We start from the raw sequence: 23027 nt of genomic DNA, 5'->3' as shown, positions 1-23027 counted from the left end.
TTATTGTTTTCTACTGGTTTTGTAGAATTAGCGCCCCAAAGAATAACTATTTTTTCAGAACCATTGCCTAATGTAGTTAGTTCATTTATATTAAATAGTTTATTATCTTCTTTTGCAGCCGGTCTAGTTCCGTTTGTGAAATAGACACCTATTAATTCTATGCCGTCATATTGAAGACTTTCCATTAAATTATGGCTATTTGTTGTTTCAGTAGGAGTTATTCCTTCCTTGGATTTATATGTGATTTTACCAGCATATTCTTTAGTCAAAAACAGAGTGTTATCTTGGTTGTTTTTTACTTTTTCGTAGTAAAGGTTACGTTCTGATTCGTTAGAAACAAAATTAGGAATGTTTTCTTCTACAAAATGATAAAATTTGCGACTTAATGTTTCATTATCTGTTGCTTCTATAACTTGTTCAATTGTTTCTGGTCTGCGTGTTTCTTGATTGTAATCATTCTCATAAGGGTTTGATTCGTATCTTTGATCGCCTTCTCTTTGTTCGCTTTCTGAAGGATTATTGTTTTCTACTGGTTTTGTAGGAATAAAATCCCAAAGAAGAATTATCTTTTCAGAACCATTACCTGATGCTATTAATTCATTTATATTAAATGGTTTATTATCTCCTTTTTTAGCCGGTCTAGTTCCGTTTGTGAAATAAACACCTATTAAATTTTCTCCTTGGTAGGCATTTCGGGAACTTTCCATTAAATTATGGCTATTTGTTAATTCAGTAGGAGTGTCGGATTTATATGTGATTTTACCAACATAATCTTTCGTCAAAAACAGAGTGTTATCTTGGTTTTTTCTTACTTTTTCGTAGTAAAGGTTACGTTCTGATTCGTTAGAAACAAAATTAGGAATGTTTTCATCTACTAAACGATAAAAATTACCACTTAATGTTTTGTTATCTTTTGCACTTATAAATGTGTTAATTAAGTTAGGTCCCTGAATTTCTTGATTTATCGGTTCACGCCCCATATTATCGTTTAAATTAAAATCTTCGTCTGAGTTTTGATAGGGTTCTGAAGGTTATTTATTTTCATCCATTGGTCCCTTAGGTTTGGGAATTTCTTGTTTAGGTGTTTCTTCAATAGTGTTTTCTAGCTTTTTAAAGCCGCCTTCAGGAACTACACACCAATAAATATACATTTGTTCCGAATCAAGAACCATGTTTTTTAATTCTGCTAAAGTATAATTTTGATCATTATTTTTTCTAAATTTGTCATTTTCTTGTATTTCTCTCGTCCAGTAAACAGCCATTAATTCTTGTTTTTCTTTTTCCGAGTTTTCATCTATTTTTATTATTGAATATGGACTTTGTTCGTATATTGCTTTTTTTGTTTCTTCCGGCGAATTATAACTGTTGATTAATGTGTCTGTTAACAACAAGTTTTGCTCTTTAGGTTCTTCTTGATTTTCTTTCAATTGTTCTTCTGTTTCACCTTTATTCATTAATTCTTTTGTTTTGTTATAAATTTGTTCCATTGGCGATTTGTTAGGATCAGATTCTAATTGGATTTCAATAATGTTGTTTCTGTTTGAAATAGGGTTAAACTCATTTTCTCCACGGTCTGAACTTTGGTTGCTGTCTGTTCCGGCTCCGACAACAGAATCGCCATTTGCATGAGCTTCTGGGTTATTACCTGAAATTGGATTAGGTGTGTTTGTCACAACTGGATCAGGCTGCAAAGCAGGAGAAGCGGGAACTTTAGTGCCGTTTTCGCCATTTCCTGAGCCTTTATTGTCGTCCGAATTTGGATTAGTAGGAGTTGTCGCAACTGGATCAGGTTGCGAAGTTGTAGGAGCAGGAGTGGTAGTGCCGTTTCCGCCATTTCCTGAACCTTGATTCCCGCCCGAATTTGGATTAGGAGGAGTTGTCGCAACTGGATCAGGCTGCGAAGCAGGAGAAGCAGGAGCAGGAGAAGAAGCGCCTCCTCCGTTTGAACTTTTATTATCACCTGAATTTGGATCAGGTGTACTTGTCACAACTGGATCAGGCTGCGAAGCAGGAGAAGCAGGAGCAGGAGAAGAAGCGCCTCCTCCGTTTGAACTTTTATTATCACCTGAATTTGGATCAGGTGTACTTGTCACAACTGGATCAGGTTGCGAAGCGGTAGAAGAAGGAGAAACAGGAGAAGAAGTTCCTCCTCCATTTGAACCTGAATTACCGCCTGAATTCGGATTAGGCGTGCTTGTCACGACTGGATCGGGTTGTGAAGTTGTAGAAGAAGGAGAAGCAGGAGAAGAAGTCCCTCCTCCATTTGAACCTTGATTGTTCTCTTTTCCAGTTCCACTATCAGATCCACTCCCTTCTGTTTTGCCTTTATTTTCAGTAGGTTGAACTGTTGTTTTATTACTTGTATCTGTTTGGTTATCATCTTTTTTACCGGAATTGTTAATAGCTAATATAATACCACAAACTATTGAAAAACCTAATAAAATAAAACTTACCAAAAAGACTAATTTTTTATTTTTTTGTGTCACAATTATTACCATTTCTTCATTAATTTTAATAATTTATATAAATAAATCATTAAAATTAATTATATAGAAAAAAAAAAAAAACAAGTCTTAGCGGACTAATGTCCTTCTTCCTCACAAGAAAAAGATGAAAAAAGTACCATTTTTGATATAATGGAAATATGAAAAAAGAGGGCCCAAAAAAGATAAAAATCATTTTAAAGCGTTTTTCCAGGATATCTTTTCTTTTTACCAAAGATAAAAAGAATCCTAGAGAACTATTTTTTAAAAGAGTTGTAGGACTGGTTATGAGATGAAAAGAGATAATATTTTCTCCTTGTACTAAATTTACTTAACTAATTATTAATTAATGGAGGGAATTATGTTATTATTATATTATTAGCATATTTTTTTATGAAGCAATAAAGTTCCTTAAAAAAAGTCTTTCTTTTTCTTATTGGTCTTAATTATTGCACTTCTGTGAAAAAATAAAAATATAAAAAACAGCTAATTTAGACCCATAAATAATTTTTTTTAAATTTCTTTAGAAGGTTGTTTTTTTATCAAAAGTCTTTCTTTTAAAAAAATGTTTTTTTCCCAGAAAAGAGATATTATTAATTTAAGGGTTGGTTTTTATTATTAAACACTAAATAAAACCATTAAAAAAGGTTTAAATTAAACCAATAAAGAACAAATTAATCATGACTTCTTTCTTTTCATAAAAGAGGCGATACTCATTAATATTAAAAAAAAGAGTAAAAAAGACCTTCATTTTTAATATTATTAAAATAGATATTAATTTTTATTCAATTAATAAAAATAAAAAAATAATCGATAAATTATTTTTTCAAGAAAGGTTATATACACATGTTAAGTTTTATTACAAAATTATTTGATTCTTCCAATAAATATTTAAAAAAAGCGAAAGTAACCGCTACTAAAATTGAAAAATTAGAAGAAGAGATGCAACAACTAAAAGATGAGGATTTCCCTCAAGAAACTGCCAAATTAAAACAACGTTTCCAAGAAGGTGCTTCTTTAGATAGTTTATTAGTGGAAGCTTACGCTTTAGCGAGAGAAGCTTCTCGAAGAGTAACTGGTTTAACACCTTATTACGTACAACTTTTAGGTTCTATCGTTTTACACCAAGGACAAATAGCCGAAATGAAAACCGGTGAAGGTAAAACTTTAACTTCTGTTTTACCGGCTTATTTGAATGCTTTAAGTGGTGATGCAGTTCATATCGTGACAGTTAATGAATATTTAGCTAGTCGTGAAGCTGAAGGACAAATAGGCGATATTTTCCGTTTTTTAGGTATGACTGTTGGTTTAAACACTAAAGATAAAACTATTCCAGAAAAACAATTAGCTTATCAAGCTGATATTCTTTATTCTACTAATAGTGAATTAGGTTTCGATTATTTAAGAGATAATATGGAAACTGATATTAATAATTTAATGATGCATCGTGATTATAACTACGTTATTATTGATGAAATAGACTCTATTTTAATTGATGAAGCCAGAACTCCTTTAATTATTTCGAGCAACACTCAACAAGGTAAAAAGTTTTACCGTGATGCTGATCGTTTTGTCAAAAGCTTAAAACCAGAACATTATATGATTGATTTAGAATCTAAAACTATCGAATTAACTGAAGAAGGTGTCCGCAAAGCTGAAGCTTTTTTCCAATTAACTAATTTATACAATAATGCTCACTCTTTGTTATTGCACCACATTAAAAACAGCTTAAAAGCCGGTTTTATTATGGAAAAAAATAAAGATTATTTAGTGGATAAAGGACAAGTCTTAATTATTGACCAATTCACTGGTAGGATTTTAAATGGTCGTCAATTCAGCGATGGTTTGCATCAAGCGATCGAAGCCAAAGAAGAATGTGTTATTAAAGAAGAAACAGAAGTTTCCGCTACTATTACTTACCAAAATTTCTTTAGAATTTACCGTAAAATGTCAGGTATGACAGGAACAGCTAAAACAGAAGAAAAAGAATTCGTGAATATTTATAAAATGAAAGTAGTGGAAATTCCTACTAATAAACCTATGATTAGGGAAGATGCGCCTGATTATGTTTTCGCTTCTGCTGAAGAAAAATGGCAAGCTTTATTAGGCGAAATCGAAAAAAGGCACGCTACACAACAACCTCTTTTAATCGGAACACCAACAGTGGAAGTTTCTGAAGAGATAGCTAAATATTTGAAAAAAAGAAAAATTAAACATGAAGTACTTAACGCTAAAAACCACTCTAAAGAGGCAGAAATTATCGCTAAAGCCGGTAATAAAGGTTCTATCACTATCGCTACTAATATGGCTGGTCGTGGGACTGATATCCGTTTAGGTGAAGGAGTAGTTGAATTAGGTGGATTAGCTGTTTTAGGGACTGAAAGGCACGAAGCACGTAGGATTGATAACCAATTAAGAGGACGTGCTGGACGTCAAGGAGACCCAGGTTTTTCCCGCTTTTTCGTTTCTGCTGATGATGATTTAGTGAAACGTTTTGGCGGCACTAGGATGCAAAGGGTTATCTCTATGTTGCAAAACAACAGCGGCTCTGATGAACCTATTACTTTAAAAATGTTTAGTAATTTTGTGACCAATATTCAGAAAAAAATTGAATCTTCTAATTATGATTACCGTAAATTTGTTTTACAATTTGATTCTGTTTTAAGATTACAAAGAGAAATCATTTACCAACAAAGAAAAGAAATTTTAAAATCTGAAGAAGTAGATGTTTTAGCTCTGAACTTAATGAATAAAACTTTAAACAGCAATATTGATTACTTTTTAAAAAATAAAATGACTAAGAAAGATGATGAAGGAATTCAAGAATTTATCACCTATTTAGAAACTTTATTTTTCCTTCCTAATACTTTTACAGTCCAAGATTTCCAAACTACAGAAGAACCACGCACTCTTTTATCCGCTAAAGAAATAGAAGAAGTGGTACAAAAAAAAGTAACGACTTTCTTGGAAGAACAAAAAGCTAAATTACAAGTTATTGATGATAAGCAGTATTTTTATGTTTTAAGATACATTATGTTACAAAAAGTAGATTCTTATTTTAAACGTCATATTAATGATATGAGTATTTTAAGAAGAGGAATTAATTTTTTAAGTTACGGTCAACAAAACTCCTTAGTAGTTTACCAAGAAGAAGGGCAAAAGTTTTTCAACCAAATGATCGAAAATATCGCTCTTGATGTAACGAAAACTATTTTAAAAAGTTCCGCTTTAACCGACCAATTAGTGGAATCATTTCAAGAACAATTAATTTTCAACCGTCCTGATTCTGAAGAAAATGCTGCAAAAAGGAAAAATAGAAAAGTTAGAGGTTCCAGAAAACCTTGGAATTAAACTTTTTTATGCCCCAAAAATCAACATCATTGAAAACAATCTTTTAAAGGAGTTTTTATTTTCTGAAAAATTTTTTGAGTGTTTGCGGTAAAGGATATTATCCCATAGAAGGAGAATAAAGTGAATAAAAACGAAAAGGTAAAACCTATTGTTCCTTATAAAAACAATCGTTTTTTTAGATTTAGTTAATAAAGAACAAAACTCACTTTTAACATCTGAAGTCGATTATTCCGTTATCAACAAGACCGATAAGTTTGCTGAAGTCATTTTAGGTGATGCTTTAAAAGTCATCCCTAAAATTAAACAAACTTTTGAAGTTATTATCGCTGATCCTCCTTATAATATCAATAAAGATTTCGGCAATAATAAAGATTGTTTAACGATCGAACAATATATCAAATGGATGTTAAAATGGGTTAAAAAATCTTTAAAATTATTAAAACCTAATGGCGTTTTATATATTTATGGCTATCCCGAAATTTTATCAAGAATTTCCGCTCGTTTTCCTATTGATCAACAAAGGATATTAGCGTGGCATTATACTAATAAAACCACTCCTTCTTCTAAATTTTGGCAACGTTCTTATGAGTCCATTTTATGCCTTTGGAACGAACAAAAACCCAAACTTTATATCGATCAAATAAGAGAACCTTATACACCAGCTTATTTTAATTTTTCTGGCAAAAAAAGGAAAGAAACTTTAGGAAGATTCGGCAGTCAAGCCACCACTTATAAAGTTCATGAAAAAGGCGCTTTACCTCGTGATGTTATTAAAATACCTGCTTTAGCGGGCGGAGCTGGTTTAAAAGAAAGATTTTTTTTATGCCGCACTTGTGAAAATAAAATTTTACCATCGAAAGAGTTAAAAAAACATTTAAAACATGATACAATAGTTCATCCTACGCAAAAACCTCAAGCTTTAACCGAAAAACTGATTAATTCAGTTATTCAAACAAACACACCGGGAAACGTTTTAATCCCTTTTGTGGGTTCTGGCTCAGAATTATTAGTAGCTAAAAGGATGAATTTAAATTATATCGGTATTGAAATAAATCCTGATTATGTTTTTTTCGTTGAAAAGATTTTAAAAAATCCCCTTCATTGATTTGATAAAAATGGCGCACATTCCTTTAGATTTAATCCCTAAAAAACCTTATATGATTAAAATTTAAAAAAAATTATTAAACCAAAAACCTATATGCTAAATATTGAATTATGAAGATATGATGTAGGTTTTTCTTTTCTTACAATTTTCCAAGCAATGAAACAATTTTTACCCAAAATTCAAATTTGAAGATAAAAATTAAAAATAATTCGCTTTCTTATGAAAAAGAAGTTTTACTTAGTGTTAGTCTTTTTTTAAAAATGAGAATATTTACCAATGTTCTTATTTTTAAAAGAAACTTTTGATAATCCTTCGTTGCATAAAAAAGGACAAATTTTTTTAACACGGAGAAAAACGAAATGGAAAGATATGAGATTAATCAAACTCTAACCACTTTGCAAACTGTTTTGCACAATTTAGAACAAAAAATAGATTTAGAAGACAAGAAAAAACAAATAGACGATTTAATGGCTTTAATGGAAAAACCTAATTTTTGGACTGAAAATAAAGACGCTATTGATATTAGTCAAAAACTTCATCAACTACAAAATAAAATTGCCAATTTTAATTCTTTAAAGAAAAAATACGATGATTTGGTGACTTTATTTGAACTAGTGGAAAATGAAAACGATAGTGATTTTCTTTTCCTGATTGAAGAGTTAAAACAAATTCAAAAAGAAATTAAAGATTTTGAAATTGAAGTTTTATTGAATCAACCTTATGACGAAAATAACGCTATTTTAATTTTACATTCAGGCGCTGGCGGAACTGAGTCGCAAGATTGGTGTGAAATGTTAACGCGAATGTACCAAAAATACGCGCAAAGAAAAAAATTTCAATACGAAATTCTTCATTCTCAACCAGGCGAAGAAGCGGGCTTAAAAACAGCGACTATCTTGATTAAAGGTCCGTACGCTTACGGATATTTAAAAGCCGAAAGAGGCGTTCATCGTTTGGTACGAGTTTCCCCTTTTGATTCCGGCGCAAGAAGGCACACTTCTTTTGCCTCTTGTGAGGTTTTACCCGAAATTAAGGAAGATATTCAAATCGAGATTAAAGATGAAGATATCAAAGTAGATGTTTATCGCAGCAGTGGCGCTGGTGGACAACACGTTAATACGACCGATTCGGCAGTAAGAATTACTCATTTACCGACCAACACTGTTGTGACTTGTCAAAACGAAAGAAGTCAAATTAAAAATAGAGAAAAAGCTTTGCAAATTTTAAAAACCAAATTATTGCAAATTGCTTTAAAAGAACAAGAAGAAAGTAAAAAAAACTTTAACGGAGAACAAAAAGATATTAGTTGGGGTTCTCAGATTAGAAGTTATGTTTTTCACCCTTATCAAATGGTAAAAGACCATCGCACTAATTATGAATATTTTCAAATTGACGCTGTTATGGATGGTTTTTTAGACGATTTTATTAACGCTTTTTTGAGGCAAAAAAACGATTCTTAATAATAAAAAAATTCTCATTAGAAAGGGTATAAAACGATTATTCAATCTTTTTATATAAAAATTATTTATGGACACCAATATTTCCCACAAGAACGATAACATTAAAAAATGGACAAGTTTGATTTTAAACGATATTGTCTTATCTATCGCTATTTATTTCTTTTTAATTTCTACTAATTTAAATACAGGAGGAATGGATGGTGTAGCTATGTTGATGAGCAAATTTGTTCCACCAAATTTCTTTTCAAATAGTTTTTCTAACATTTCTGTTTTTATTTTCCTCGCTCAAGTAATTTCCTTACTAGTTGGTTGGAAAGCATTTGGCAAAGAATTCTTCGCTAAAACGGCTTTTTTAGTTGTTATTTTAATTGTCAGCGCTCCTCTTTTTGATTTGTTAACTGGCAATAATTCAGGCATTCTTTTTGATTCGTTGCATATAAGAAACATGTACGTTCAATTAGTTATTGCCTCTCTGATGAGTGGTCTTCTGATTGGAACTACGGTAGCAAACATTCGAAACCACGGTTATACTACTGGGGGAATGGATGTTTTTCATAAACTTTTAAAAGATAAGTTTAAGATTAATTTCATTATTATTTTATTTATGACTGATGGTGTTTTAGTTTCAGTTGATTCTTTATTGAAAAGTATGGAAAATAAAGACAAAGTTGACGGAGCAGTTTTATTGGAAACCGGGATTAGATTGTTATTATCTTATATAACTATCACTATTATTGGTTATATCATGGAAAAGAAAAATAAAATTAACGTTGATAATACCGATCAAAAATAAAAATTCTTCAATTCTGAAAATAAAACACCGCATTAGAACTCAATATTAGGAAGGTTTTTCAACCATGTATCACAACGGTTTTATTAAAATAGAATTATCCAATCCTGATTTACACATCGGGAATCCCTTCAAGAATGCTGAAAGTATTCTTGAAGTTCTTAACCACAGCAAAGCTAGCTTGGTTTTATTTCCTGAATTATTTTTAAGCAGCTATACGGCTGGAGATTTATTTTTCGAAACTACTTTTTATCAGGAAGTGCTAGAATCTTTACAATTTATCATGGAAAAGACCACTTTTGAAGGCGTTTATTTAGTAGGAATGCCTTTCTTTTTGGAAGAAGTTTTATTCAATGTCGCTGTGGTAATTCAAAAAGATAAAATTTTAGGCATTGTTCCTAAACACACTATTCCTAATTATAAAGAATTTAGCGAAAAAAGATGGTTTCATTCTGGTAAAACTATCCAAACACAAGAGATTGATTTTTTAGGGCAAAAAGTACCTGTCGGTAATATTTTGTTTATTAATAAAAAATTCGATATCAGTTTTGGGGTAGAGATTTGCCAAGATTTATGGACTATCGAATCTCCTAGCGATTTATTAGCTTTAAACGGAGCGGAATTGATTTTTAACTTATCTTCTTCTACCGAACATATCGGTAAAAAAGAAATGCGCAAAAACGCGGTTATTAATCATTCTCGCAAACATATTGGTGGTTATTTTTACACTAGTAGTGGGATTACAGAATCATCTACTGATGTCCTTTTTTCTAATCATAAAATAGCCGCTGTTTTCGGTAATTTAATTGGCGAAAAAGATTTATTTAACCAAGATGATACTAGCTTAGTCGTTGATGTTTGTATTGATTCTATCAAATACCAAAGAAGAATTGATACTACTTTAGGAGACCAAAAAATCGGCAAAGAATATCCTTTCTTTAAAGCTTATTTCGATATTAAAGAACATGATAATTATGAATTTGAAAAACCTTTCCACCAAAAACCTTTTGTGGAAATGGATGATTTAGAGGAACAATTAAAACTAGCGAACCATATTCAGTTTTTATCTTTACAAAGTAAATTATCACATATTAAAAATGTGAAAGTGATTTTAAAATTAGCTTCACGTTTGAACGAATTATTGTCTCTTTTAGCGGTCGTACAAAGTTTTCAAGCTAGTAAAAAAACACTAGATGATTTGATTGTGATTATGGAAGATGAAAAAGATTCTCGACCTGATTTTGTTGTATTGATGAAAAACTTTTTAAACAATTTGGGGATTAAAAATATTCTTCTGGATAATGAGGATCATCAACCCCAAGTTAAAGAATGGTTAAGCAAAGAATTGATTCATCGCGCTTTAAGCAAATTTACCTCCAATCCGCTGCTGTTGGATGATTCACAAATCTTAGTGTTAGAAAGCGATAATTTGTCTGATACGGCTTTAGGTAAAGTAAGCGAAAGAATCCATTATTACGATCAATTGTATAATGTTAATGTTGGTTTAACCCAAACTTTCATGACTGAATTGATTCTTTTCCATTTGAATAAACCTATCATTTCTATCCCTCCTGAATTAAAAGCTTTTTACCAAGAACAGATAGAAAAATTTTTAACCCCTCATATCGTCATAGAAGATTTTATTTTATATCATCATTTAAAAAATAATTTTTCGAAAGCTAAAATCGCTTTTTTAATTGAACACACTTTTGCATTAAATGCAGAAGAAAGTTTAGTTTTAGTACAAAATTATTTAAAAACTTTTTATCAAGCCCAATACAAAAGACAACAAATGTCCCCAGGACCGAAAATTTTAGAAAATAGCCTTTCACCGAGAACGGAATTTAAATTACCTATTAATTTCCAACGCAAAGAGTGAAAAACGGAATTTATAGAAATAGAAGTATAGAATATGAAAAAAAAAGTGATTGTTGGTTTATCAGGTGGAGTTGATAGTAGCGTCACAGCTTTGTTGTTAAAACAACAAGGTTATGAGGTAGAAGGCATTTTTATGCGTAATTGGGATAGTAGTTTGAATTATGATGTTCAAGGTAATCCTAATGTTAATAATGATGTTTGCCCTCAAACAGCTGATTTTAATGATGCTGCTGCTATCGCTAAACAATTAGATATTAAATTTCATCAAGTTGATTTTTCCGAAGAATATTGGGACCAAGTGTTTTCTTATTTTTTAAAATTATTAAAACAAAATTTAACCCCGAACCCTGATGTTTTATGCAATAATCAAATTAAATTTCTTACTTTTATCAAATATGCCGAACAATTCAAGCCTGATTTTATCGCTATGGGGCATTATGCCAATATTACTCATGAAAAAGGTCAACCCATCTTAACGAAAGCTTGGGACGATACTAAAGACCAAACTTATTTTTTATCTCAACTTAAACAACAACAATTAGATAAGATTCTTTTCCCTTTAGGAAAAATGACTAAAAAAGAAGTCAGAGAAATTGCCGCTAAAAATGACTTAATAACGGCGAGAAAAAAAGACTCCACTGGTATTTGTTTTATCGGAGAACGCAAATTCAGTTCTTTTTTAAAAAATTATATTCCTGGTAAAAAGGGTCCTATTAAAGATATGAATGGTAAACTTTTGCAAGAACATGAAGGTGTTTTTAATTATACTATTGGACAAAGAAAAGGTCTGAATTTAGGCGTTACTCAAGAAAATCAAGCCCCTTGGTTTGTCGTGGGCAAAGAATTACCTACCAATACTTTGTATGTGGACCAAAGTTATGATAGTCCTTACCTTTATAGCGATTCAGCTTTAATCATTGATGTAGTGTGGAGAAATTACGATGTTTATCAAAATCATGGTAAAATGAAGATGATGGCTAAATTTCGTTATCGTCAACCCGATCAAGAAGTGGAACTCGTTTGGTTGGATAAAACCACTTTAAAAGTGTATTATCCCCAAAAAATCAAAGCTGTCACACCAGGACAAATAGCAGCTTTTTATAAAGATGATTTTTGCCTAGGAGCGGGAATGATTAAAGAAGTTTATTATCAAGAGAAAAAACTTTCATATGTTTAAACATTTTTTATCCTTTAAAAAAGATGTTTTAAAAAATTCAAAAAAATAGGTGATTAAAGTGCTTTTTAATACTGCTGAAAACCATAACATAGAAAAAAAAGTTCATGAAGAAGTTTTATTCCAAGAATTGATGCAAAAAGTAAAAAAATACATTCATGAAAAAACAGTCTTAGATAAAATTAATCAAGCTTATTTGTTGGCTAAAAAAAAACATACCAATCAAAAAAGAGTAACGGGTGAAGATTTCATTATTCACCCTATTTCTGTTGCTATTATTTTAGCTGATTTGAATAGCGAACCCAATACTTTAATGGCTGGTTTATTACACGATTCTTTAGAAGATACGGATTTAACTTTTGACGAATTAAAGGATTTTTTAGGCGAAGATGTGGTTTATATAGTGAAAAGAACCACTAAATTAGCTAAACTTAGTTTTAACCCTAAACAACGACAAGTAGAAAACCATCAAAAACTTTTTTTAGCTATGGCTAATGATATTAGAGTAGTTTTGGTAAAAATAGCAGATAGACTCCATAATATGCAGACTTTAAAAGAAATGAAGCCGGAAAAACAATTACGCATTTCCCAAGAAACATTAGATATTTACGTTCCTTTAACCCATCGTTTAGGTCTTTTTCAAATTAAATCTCAATTAGAAGATTTAACTTTTAGATATATGAATCCTAAAGAATATTACCGTATTTCTAACCTCATTAACGCTAAAAAAAATGAACGCGAAAATTCTATCCAAAATATTATTAAAAATATTAAATCTTTGTTTTATAAGTCCGGTATTACTGATTTTTCCATTAGCGGGCGTAGTAAAAATATTTATAGTATTTATAAAAAGATGAACCAAGGACAAGTTAGTTTTGACGAAATTTTTGACTTATTAGCGGTTCGTATTATTGTGGATAAAGTGGATGTATGTTATCAATGTTTAGGTATTATTCACGCTCATTACTCTCCTTTACCAAGGAGATTTAAAGATTATATCGCTGTTCCCAAACCTAATTTATACCAAGCCCTTCACAACACGGTTTTAGCCAAAGATGGTTCTATTTTTGAAATCCAAATCAAAACTAAAGAAATGGATGAAATTGCCGAAAAAGGTATCGCCGCCCATTGGGGTTATAAAGAAAACAAAGTTTATTCCAAAGATAATAAACAGTTGGAAATAGCGCAAAAATTAAGATGGTACCAAGATTTAATTAAAATCACCAAAGATACTAAAAATAAATCGTTACAAAATTCCAAAACTTTAGTAGATTCTATTAAAAATGATATTTTAAGCGAAAACGTTTATGTTTTCACACCGAAACAAGAAGTATTTGAATTTCCGGAAGGTTCCACTCCTATTGATTTTGCTTTCCGTATCCATTCTATGATTGGTTTTACCATGACAGGTGCTATTGTGAACGAAAAAATCGTTCCTCTTGATTATAAGCTTAAAAACGGGGATATTATTTCTATTAAAACTAATAAAAATGTTTTTAGAGTACATAAGGATTGGTTGAGAATAGCCAAAACTTCTTATGTTAAAAAATTCATTAAAAACTTCTTAAACAAACAGAAAAAAGAAGTTTTAACTTTAATCCAAAATGGTAAAGAAATTTTAGAAAAAGAATTGCAAGCGCAAAAGAAAGATTTTAAAATTGACCACAATTTTGTGAAAAAAAGTTTTCACAAGCAATCTATTCAAAATGTCAATGAATTATATGAAGCTTTAGGAAGAAAAAAAATCACTCCTGATGTGGCGCTCGCTAAAATCACTTCTTTTGAAGAAATGCGCAAAGAATACAATAAAGAACAAATTTCGAAAAACTTGAAAAAATTCACTTATGAAAACGAAACAGGTGTTTTTATCGAAGGTTTGGATAAAACTAAATTAAAATTAGCGAACTGTTGTAACCCTATTTTCGGCGAAGAAATAGTGGGTTTTATCACTAAAGATAAAGGTACTAACGTTCACCGTAAAGATTGTGTTAATTTACAACAATACGATTCTAACCGTCTTATTGTCGCTCATTGGCACCAAAATTATCAATTAAAATACGCTACTTGGCTTTTCATTATTGGTTCTTATAGTTCTTCTTTAATTGCTAATATTACTGATAAAGCTAACGCTTTGGGGATTAATATTTCTAAAATCAATATGATCAATAATAATAAATTATCAGAAACCACTATTAAACTACAAATTCTAGTGAAAAATATTTCTGAAATGGAAAAATTAATTTCTCATTTATTACAATTATCTAATATTTATCAAATTTATAGAGGAACAAATTAACAGGTTTATGGTTAAAAAAATAAAAGGAACTCACGATTTATTTCATGATGAGATGTCTAAATGGCAGTTTATTGAAAAGAAGCTTAAAACTCTTTTAGAAAAGTACAACTTTCAAGAAATAAGAACTCCTATTATCGAATATAAAGAAGTTTTTTATCGTGCTACCGAACAATCCGATATGGTTACGAAAGAAACTTATCAATTTCACGATAAAAAAGGTAGATTAATTGCTTTAAGACCGGAAGGGACGGCTTCTGTTATCAGAAGTTATATCGAAAATAAATTGGATCATCAAAACGAGTTAACTAAATTATATTATTTAGGTCCTTTTTTTCGTTATGAAAGACCACAAAAAGGTCGATATCGTCAATTCCATCAAATAGGCGTTGAAGCCATTGGTGTGCCTAATTCTTTATCCGAAGTAGAGGTCATTATTTTAGCTTATGAATCTTTGTTAACTTTAGGGCTCAAAAATGTGAAAATTAAAATCAACACTTTAGGGGACCTTCCTACTCGTCAACAATTTTTAACTATTTTTAAGTATTATATTGACCAAAATACTCAAGATTTATGCAGTTTATGTTTAGAAAGAAAAGAAAAAAATGTTTTACGTATTTTTGATTGTAAACAATGTTCCCAAAAAGAGGTTTTAAAAAAAGCTCCTTTAATTTTAGATCATCTATCTGTTGAAGCTAAAAATAAATTTGACCATGTTTTAGAACTTTTAACAGAAGCTCAGGTTAATTACGAAATAGACCCTCTTTTAGTAAGAGGTCTAGATTATTACACAGATACAGTTTTTGAAATTACCTCTAATGACGCCACTAGCCAAAATGATTTAGTTTTAGGCGGCGGCGGTAATTATAACGAATTAACCGAAGTTTTTGGTGGCCAAAAAACTAATTGTATTGGTTTTGCTTTAGGAATGGAGCGTTTAATGATTGTCATGGAAGAGAATCATTTATTCCCTGATTTTAGCACCTCTGTTTTAGATGTTTACTTATTAGCGTTAGATCAAGACGCTTTAAAACCAACTTTTATGTTGATGCAAAAAATCCGTCAACACGGTCTACAAACCAACATGAATTATGAAACAGGTCATTTTAATAAAAAGTTAAAAAAAGCTTTACAAACTAACCCTAAATACATTCTTTTTATTGGACAAAAAGAATTAAAAGATAACATCTTAACGGTTAAAAAGATAGCAGACAAAAAAGAATATAAATTATCGCCAGAACAAACAATCAATTTTTTAATGAAGGAATTAACAAGTGAAAACAAAATATAGTTACGATAATAACGAGATTACTCTTAACCAAAAAGGCGAACAAGTCTTTTTAAAAGGTTGGATCGAAAGAAAAAGAAATTTAGGCAATAAACTTTTTATCGATTTAAGAGATGTTTCGGGGGTAGTTCAATTAGTGGTACTTAACGATCATCCTCAATATCAACAAATCGCTTTAACTAAAATAGAAACAGTGATTGATGTTAAAGGCGAAGTAATCGAAAGAATCAATAAAAACCCTAATTTAACAACGGGCGAAATCGAAGTTTTAGTGCAAGAAATGTCTTTTCTTTCTGAAGCGGAACATATACCTTTAAGTATTGTCGAAAAAAACGAAGCTTTAGAGGATTATCGTTTAAAATATCGTTATTTAGATTTACGCAAAAAAGATAAAAAAAGTTTTTTAATTCAAAGACACGAAATTACTCAAAATATCAGACAAACTCTTTTAAATAATAAATTTTTTGAATTAGAAACTCCTTTATTGTCGAAATCAACTCCTGAAGGGGCGAGAGATTATTTAGTTCCTTCGCGTATTCATCCTCATCATTTTTACGCTTTGCCTCAATCTCCGCAAATTTACAAGCAATTATATATGATTTCTGGGTTTGAAAGATATTTTCAAATAGCTCGTTGTTTTAGGGATGAAGATTTAAGATCAGATAGGCAACCAGAATTTACTCAAATAGATATTGAGACATCTTTTTTCAGTCAAGAAGATTTAATGAATTTAACTGAAGAAATTATGATGAATTTGTTTGCCAAAATCTTCAACCAATCTTTACCTACTCCTTTGGAACGTCTTTCTTTCCAAGAGGCTATGAACTTGTATGGTTCAGATAAACCCGATTTAAGGTTTGATTTAAAGATTGAACCTTTAAAAGCTTATTTTAAAGAAGAATTCGTTAACGCGGAAGGAATAGAAAAAACCATTAAAGGGATTAAATTAAATTCTTCCCTTCCTTTGAACCTTTTAACCAGAAAAAAAATAGACGAATATAAACATTTGATTAAAACCCAATTTAATCTCAATTTAAACCTTTTTAAAAAACAAGACAATACTTTAAAAGGTAATTTAAGTCAATTTGTTAATGATACTTCTTTTTTATCAGAAGGCGAATGGTGCTTTGTTATTAGTAACGATTTAAAGGATCTTTCTTCAGAAGACCATTTGTTAAAAACATTAGGGTTTTTGAGAAATAAATTAGGTCATGATTTGAATTTAATCAATCCTAATAAAGAATCTTTATTATGGATAGTGGATTTTCCTTTATTTGAATTTAATTCAGAAGATAATCGTTATTACGCTATGCATCATCCTTTTACAGCTCCTTCAGATATTAATATTTTAGAAAAAACCCCTGAAAAAGCTAAAGCTCAAGCTTATGATTTGGTGTGGAATGGTTATGAAATTGGCGGAGGTTCTTTAAGAAATTATCAAAGTCACGTGCAAGAATTAATGTTTCAAAAATTAGGTTTTAGCAAGGAAGAAATTCAAAATCGTTTTGGTTTTTTGGTAGAAGCGCTAAAATACGGCACTCCTCCACATGGTGGCATCGCTTTAGGATTAGACCGTTTAGTGATGTTATTTACTAAAACGAATAATATTAAAAATGTTATTGCTTTCCCTAAAACTCAAAGTGCTCAAGATTTAATGATGGAAACGCCTAGTTTAGTTGATCAAGAACAATTAGATGTTTTAAATATTGAATTAAAAAAGGACGCTGAAAAGGAATAAAATAATCATTCTAACTAAGTAATTTTAAAAGATCCCTAAATTAGGGATCTTTTTTTCTATCTTAAAACTTTTTTCAAGAAAATGACCTTTTGTCTCTTGACTTTTGAAAAAAGAAGGAGTATAATATAAATAATCATATAGATTCAACGAGAGATTTCAGTCAGGGCACTTTGTTATGGTTAAGGGGGAACGATCGAAATGAAATATCATATTTGATTTAATATAAAAAAATATTTCCAATATTTTGATATAGAAAAAATATAAATATGAAAGAGAGATGAAAATTGAAATTAAAAAATCATTCGAAATATTCTTTTGCAATTTTTCTAATATTTTTTATGTTTTTTTCATTGTTATTTAATCAAAAGGTTTACGGTAACGACTCTTTTACAGAAAGATCAATTAGAGGAACAGAAGTTATTCATGTAGTTTTAAACAAAAATAGCACTTCTTCGGATGTTTTCAATTATATTAAAACCAACATCAACCCTTCTTATAATGGCAGCGTTTCTTCAACAACTGCTTATAATAAAGAAAAAGGAGGCGATATGCATTGGTACATCAAAAACGATGACGAAGAATTCATGGGCGTTTATTTTGATGGCGGCAACAGAGAAGGGAGAGATCATTTTTACGAATTTGTTGATTTAAGATGGTTAGGAAATGGTTCTGCAAAAATGTATTTTTTTTGGAAATTTGACACACCAGATAAAAAACCAAATAGCAAGAGCAAATTGATAAAAGGTTCGCATTTTTTACAAACTCCCGCAGGAAAATATATAGCCAAAGAAATTTATAAAAAATTATTTAAAAAAGTTGTTAAAAAAGTTCCAAGTCCCGAACCTTTTTTATTAAAAGTGACCACTTCAGCGGCTAAGGATGTGGCTATTGAAAAAGTTTTTGCAGTTATCGAAAAAATTATAGAAAATGAACCAAATACTTTAGAATTGGTCAATCAAATAATAATTCCTATTGAAGAGGTGGCTATGGGAACGACTGATGTTGTTGATGATATTCCGATACTTCGTAATGTTGTAGGCCTGGGTTTAGAAATTTATCAAACCTATTCGACAGTTACAGATGCTCCGACAGAAATGTTACGTAAAACTGAAAAAAACTTCAATTCAGGGGTAAATAATTTTCAAAACTCCACAGGTTTTTTAGATCATTTAGGTGCAACAGGTCAAATAGTTGCTTCTCCTTTTATAGGAGTAGGGCAAGCTACCGCTTCTACCGTTATAGATGTAGGCTATCATCTTAAAGATGGATTTAATAAATTTTTTTCTTGGAAAAAGTAAAAATTTATTGTTTAAAAAAGAAAGAATGTGATAAATATGGTTGACTCTTTTTTATACCGCTTAATATTGGGATTGATCTTAAGTTTTTCTTTGGTTTTTGGAATAATATTTTTCACCTATATTAACGTTAAAAAAACTTTAATTTTTGACAAAAGAAAAGAACGAAAAAAGATAGATTTAAATAAAACATGGGATAAAGCACAAGAAAGAACACTTTATTTCGCCGGTTATGTGATAATATTAGGATTAACAACTATAGCAATCGCTAATATTCAATATTGGCGCTTTCCTGACAACGATCACTTAAAATATTTATCTTATTTTTTTATGTTTTTGACATTTATATTTTTATTTTTCACCTTATCTTCTAGCATAGGCCGAGATGTCCTTGTTTTTTTCTATATTGTAAAATTGGTTTTTTTCACAATCCCTTGCAATTTTGTGAAAAAAATTTTTAAACCTCAATCACATAAAAATAAAAAAGACCGAAAAGACAATAAAAATGATCAAAACACATCCCAATGAAATATTTATCATTTAAAAGCAAGAAAAACAATTTTCTTGCTTTTTTTGATTCTTAAATGATTGATGGATATCAGAATGAGAATAGTTTTTTTATTTCAATTTTAAAGAAAATTAGTTATTATTGTTATTAAGGTTCAAAAAAATCCTAAAAAGAATAAATTTACTTCAACAAATTTCAACACCAACAAAGAAACAATTAACAATATAAAAAAATTACCTCCAATCCTTCTTGTAGATAAACAAAAATACCTTGAATCAATGCAATCATTAATGATGCAACAGTTGTTGAAAGGAACAAACGATACATCTTAATTTTTCTATTGAATTCATCTTTTTTTCATCTTGTTCTTTTTCTACAACTTCCTTTTTAAAAGATGCTATAGTTGCCACATTTACGCGCCAATATAATCAAATCAAAAAAATAAACGACATGTGTATTGAAATAATTTTTTGAACAATCCATTCGCTTCTCTTTTCTTTTTAAAGAAGTTTATACGAACGAATTTATTGGAAAATAATCGCATATAAAAAACCCATAATAATCATGGGTTTTTTATATTTTAATCAGATATATGAAATTTATTTAAAATATAGCATTATTCTTGACTAGGTTCTAATCTTGCTTTACCATTCTCAAATATTATTTTTACATTATATTTGGTATAATGAATTATTTTGAATTCGCCATCTTCGTTAAACTCTTCAACAACGCCATCATTATATATTTTTTTAATTATTTTTCCTTCTCCGTTATATTCAGTTTTATATTGGAAATTGGATGGATATTCTGGATCTTCAGCATAAAGATTAGGCTTTTCTTCTAATTGGTTGAGTGTTTTTCTAAAAGAGAAGGCTGGAGGAAAATCTTTTAGTTGGCTGATAGTAAAAATATCATTGAAAGGATCATTTTCGATTAGTTTAAACTTTCTGACCGCATCCTTCTTCAATTTAATTTTTACCCTGTTCCCTTGGATAGTTGTAATTTCTTGATTTTCTTTTAAGTTTTCCCATATTTCTGCTTGTTTTCTCATATAATCCGGCCATATTGTGTTTGACGATAATTTTTTAACCATATCACTATCCCATTCATGATAATATTGTTCACTATTTTTTGTAAAATTATCATTGAAATAAATATCTTCTGATGCGTTTATGTTTTGAATAAATTCATTTTCGTTTGAAGGATTATACCCTAAAAAAAGATCGCTCCAAATCAGCCTTCTTATTTTAAAGTAAGGGAATTTGATTGATTCTATTTGATTTTCTTGAATATCCCTTCTCCAACGATTAAATCGAGTTATTCGTTTTTTTATGGGTAAATATTTATTATTACCATATAAATTTTCTATTTCTATTAACTCAGGAGCTTCTGCGTTGCTAGCGTCAAACGATATTGTCATGTGTTCTTTTTCGTCGAAAAAAGAAACTTTATCGCCAAATCCAGTTCCTACACTTTTGAAAAACACTTCTTGCACTCTCCCTTTTGGGGAAATTTTTATATACATCCCATTGTTGTAAATAATTTTTTTTAATTTCTTTCTTTCTTTGTCGTAAAATTCTTTTTTTTCAACATTTACCTTATAATTTATAGCGAATTGAGAATCCATGTCTTTAACTTTTTTTGATAAATCATATAATAAAATTTCATCATTTTTATTATTTTTATTATTTTTATTTCGGATAAAAAGCAACAAGAGGAAAGAAAAAAATAATATAGTTGAACAAATGACAGCTATAAAAATATGATTTTTTTTTTTTTTTGATTATAATAATACATTTTAAATTATAATTTAAGGGGTCGCCAACGCAATTCCTATAGAAGCTCCTCCGGTCGCAGGCGCCAAAGAGAAAGCGGACAACCATTTAACAGTTTACCAACCTCCATACAAGGCTAATGCAGCTCCTGCGGTTTTCGCTGTGACTTCTGTTAACAACCTCGCCCTTTCTCCTTCCTCTTTCCTCATTCTTTCTTTCTCTCTTTCTTGTTCTATAATTTTGTTTCTTTCTATTTTTTGAAAAAATTCTGAGTGAGATCGATTGTTTGGACTCCTATTCAAAAAAAATAAACAAATAACTAACTAAACCACTTCATGTGGTTTTTATTTAACCATTCTTCATAAGAAATACAAGGAGTTTTATCCACTTTTTTCACATTATAAAATTTTTTTTATAATCACTCTTTTTCGAAATTATTTCATTTATGCACAAAAAATAAAAAAACAGAAATTTTTGAGAAAATAATTTTTATTTGCATAAATTGATTTTATTATAACTTTTGTGCAAATGTTAAATATAAATCATTCATATTAGTCCTCTTTTTTGAAAATAATTCTTAATTCATATATCCTTATTTTTCGCCATTTACAATATAGACAACTAAAAAAATGTATTTTTTAGTTAATGTTATTATATAATAAAAACATTTCAAATAAAAAATTATTTTTCAAAAAGATGAAACAAAATTGAAGGACGAAAAACACTTGTATTATGATTATATCGCTGGTTATTTCACTGATGGATGGTATTTTAAAAATGAAAATGAAAAATCACGTTATTGGGTAGTAGATAATAAATATAACCAAAATATGTTAAGTTTAGAATCTTCCTCTTGTAATGATGAGAATTATTTTTATCATTATCTTGACACCACTCCTCCTCCCTCTTTACCGCCAGACGATAAATGAGAAAAGGGCATTTTAATTAATACCATAAAACCGTTTTAAAAAAATATAAATAATTGTTCTAGTTTTAATAAAAGACTCTAAAATTCTTTATGGTCTTTTTTGTCCCAATTTAGGGCCCTTTCATCAAAAGACACATTTTTTTATAATAAGTGAGGTTGAATATGCCAAAATTGGTTTTATTTGGACACTTTTATAGTAGAATAACAATAATCATTCATACAAAATCTTTTTCTGCAAGAAGGAAAAGAATTTATAGTTTAAAATAAGAAAAGAAAAAAAGTTAATTTTTTGAACTTAAAACATTGTGGATCATTTTTATGAAAGGAGCAAAAACAAATGATTTCCAACTTAAAAATTTTTTGCGTATTCTTCGGCACCTTTCTTTTCTATTTGTTCATTGCAGAATTGAATTTATTAGAAATCAAAATGGACAGAAAAAAGAACAAATCGGATCAAGAAAAATACGATAAATTATCTATCACCATTAAAATTTATCGCATATCAGAATTTTTGACTCTCTTTTTTTTCTTTATTTTCGTCTGTTTAATCAATTGTTATAGGCTTGCAGGAGATATTTCTTTTTTAGCTAATATATTTTTTATAATTTTTTTAGGTTTGATCGCAATACCTTTTCTTTTTTTCGCAACGATAGTTAAAAACCAATCGTTCGAAAGAGAAATCATAACCGATCGTTTGACTAATTATTTTTATAAAAAACAACAAAAAAAGAAACCAAAAGAAGACGAAAAGAAGGATAAATAAAAATTAATTAAGATAATCCTTATATTTCTTAAAACCCTATTAATTTGAAGCAATTAATAGGGTTTTTTAATGAAAAAAAACAACCTTATTTATTCAAGAAGACAGCTTTTAGAGTCACTTTTCTCCACTATAAAATCAAAAAAGGTTGATTATATGAATATTAATTAAAAAATGGTTATAATTCACATATATGCATTA

Annotated in this window: 16 protein-coding genes; 12 read left to right on the top strand and 4 right to left on the bottom strand. The window is 29.6% G+C overall.

Annotated features, from left to right (window positions below; translation table 11 throughout):
- Positions 1–980: hypothetical protein (locus HR065_RS03290; protein ID WP_178734481.1), on the bottom strand; the 980-nt coding region annotated here is incomplete at its 3' end.
- A 51-nt stretch (positions 981–1031) separates the two neighbouring features.
- Positions 1032–2486 carry a hypothetical protein gene (locus HR065_RS03285; protein ID WP_178734479.1) on the bottom strand — a complete coding sequence of 485 codons (1455 nt, stop codon included), beginning with the start codon at positions 2484–2486 and terminating at the stop codon, positions 1032–1034.
- A gap of 843 nt (positions 2487–3329) precedes the next feature.
- On the opposite strand from HR065_RS03285, the gene secA reads away from it, so the two are divergent.
- From secA to HR065_RS03235, 10 genes are all read left to right on the top strand, one after another.
- Positions 3330–5834 carry a preprotein translocase subunit SecA gene (gene secA, locus HR065_RS03280; RefSeq protein WP_178734477.1) on the top strand — a complete coding sequence of 835 codons (2505 nt, stop codon included), beginning with the start codon at positions 3330–3332 and terminating at the stop codon, positions 5832–5834.
- A gap of 148 nt (positions 5835–5982) precedes the next feature.
- A complete protein-coding gene (locus tag HR065_RS03680; RefSeq protein WP_244948358.1) occupies positions 5983–6939 on the top strand; it encodes a DNA-methyltransferase in 957 nt (318 codons plus the stop codon).
- Between the two features lie 359 nt (positions 6940–7298).
- Positions 7299–8399 (top strand): peptide chain release factor 2, encoded by a 1101-nt coding sequence (gene prfB / locus HR065_RS03270; RefSeq protein ID WP_178734475.1) that lies wholly within the window; start codon positions 7299–7301, stop codon positions 8397–8399.
- Positions 8400–8466: 67 nt separating this feature from the next.
- Complete coding sequence (locus HR065_RS03265; RefSeq protein ID WP_178734473.1) at positions 8467–9192, top strand: YitT family protein; 726 nt, start codon at positions 8467–8469, stop codon at positions 9190–9192.
- A gap of 64 nt (positions 9193–9256) precedes the next feature.
- On the top strand, positions 9257–11068 hold the full coding sequence (locus tag HR065_RS03260) for a nitrilase-related carbon-nitrogen hydrolase (protein WP_178734471.1): 1812 nt from the start codon (positions 9257–9259) through the stop codon (positions 11066–11068).
- Positions 11069–11101: 33 nt separating this feature from the next.
- The gene (mnmA, locus tag HR065_RS03255; protein ID WP_178734469.1) at positions 11102–12244 is read left to right on the top strand and encodes a tRNA 2-thiouridine(34) synthase MnmA; all 1143 of its coding nucleotides are present in this window, start codon (positions 11102–11104) and stop codon (positions 12242–12244) included.
- Positions 12245–12302: 58 nt separating this feature from the next.
- Positions 12303–14537, top strand: a complete 2235-nt coding sequence (locus tag HR065_RS03250; RefSeq protein ID WP_178734467.1) for a RelA/SpoT family protein — start codon at positions 12303–12305, stop codon at positions 14535–14537.
- 7 nt (positions 14538–14544) lie between these two features.
- On the top strand, positions 14545–15825 hold the full coding sequence (gene hisS / locus HR065_RS03245) for a histidine--tRNA ligase (RefSeq protein WP_218644393.1): 1281 nt from the start codon (positions 14545–14547) through the stop codon (positions 15823–15825).
- Positions 15809–17560: an aspartate--tRNA ligase gene (gene aspS, locus HR065_RS03240; RefSeq protein WP_178734465.1), complete on the top strand. Its 1752-nt coding sequence runs from the start codon at positions 15809–15811 to the stop codon at positions 17558–17560. The genes hisS and aspS overlap by 17 nt, the downstream gene beginning before the upstream one ends.
- Positions 17561–17910: 350 nt before the next feature.
- Entirely contained in the window at positions 17911–18858 is a 948-nt protein-coding gene (locus HR065_RS03235; RefSeq protein WP_178734463.1) for a hypothetical protein, read from the top strand.
- 792 nt (positions 18859–19650) lie between these two features.
- Here the strand turns inward: HR065_RS03235 and HR065_RS03745 are convergent.
- On the bottom strand, positions 19651–19773 hold the full coding sequence (locus tag HR065_RS03745; RefSeq protein ID WP_280527670.1) for a hypothetical protein: 123 nt from the start codon (positions 19771–19773) through the stop codon (positions 19651–19653).
- A 206-nt stretch (positions 19774–19979) separates the two neighbouring features.
- Entirely contained in the window at positions 19980–20990 is a 1011-nt protein-coding gene (locus tag HR065_RS03230) for a hypothetical protein (RefSeq protein WP_178734461.1), read from the bottom strand.
- An 855-nt stretch (positions 20991–21845) separates the two neighbouring features.
- Here HR065_RS03230 and HR065_RS03225 point away from each other — a divergent pair.
- Positions 21846–22067: a hypothetical protein gene (locus HR065_RS03225; protein ID WP_178734459.1), complete on the top strand. Its 222-nt coding sequence runs from the start codon at positions 21846–21848 to the stop codon at positions 22065–22067.
- Positions 22068–22403: 336 nt separating this feature from the next.
- A complete protein-coding gene (locus tag HR065_RS03220; RefSeq protein ID WP_178734456.1) occupies positions 22404–22829 on the top strand; it encodes a hypothetical protein in 426 nt (141 codons plus the stop codon).
- Positions 22830–23027 lie beyond the last annotated feature (198 nt).

The organism is Candidatus Phytoplasma pruni (genome assembly GCF_013391955.1).
GTDB lineage: Bacteria > Bacillota_I > Bacilli_A > Acholeplasmatales > Acholeplasmataceae > Phytoplasma.
This window is presented reverse-complemented; position numbering and strand designations above follow the sequence as displayed.

What these genes read in the sequence shown, in the direction of transcription:
- secA (WP_178734477.1), top strand. Translation starts at nt 3,330, where the DNA reads ATGTTAAGTTTTATTACAAAATTATTTGATTCTTCCAATAAATATTTA.
- HR065_RS03220 (WP_178734456.1), top strand. Translation starts at nt 22,404, where the DNA reads ATGATTTCCAACTTAAAAATTTTTTGCGTATTCTTCGGCACCTTTCTT.
- hisS (WP_218644393.1), top strand. Translation starts at nt 14,545, where the DNA reads ATGGTTAAAAAAATAAAAGGAACTCACGATTTATTTCATGATGAGATG.
- mnmA (WP_178734469.1), top strand. Translation starts at nt 11,102, where the DNA reads ATGAAAAAAAAAGTGATTGTTGGTTTATCAGGTGGAGTTGATAGTAGC.
- HR065_RS03230 (WP_178734461.1), bottom strand. Translation starts at nt 20,990, where the DNA reads ATGGATTCTCAATTCGCTATAAATTATAAGGTAAATGTTGAAAAAAAA.
- prfB (WP_178734475.1), top strand. Translation starts at nt 7,299, where the DNA reads ATGGAAAGATATGAGATTAATCAAACTCTAACCACTTTGCAAACTGTT.
- HR065_RS03260 (WP_178734471.1), top strand. Translation starts at nt 9,257, where the DNA reads ATGTATCACAACGGTTTTATTAAAATAGAATTATCCAATCCTGATTTA.
- HR065_RS03265 (WP_178734473.1), top strand. Translation starts at nt 8,467, where the DNA reads ATGGACACCAATATTTCCCACAAGAACGATAACATTAAAAAATGGACA.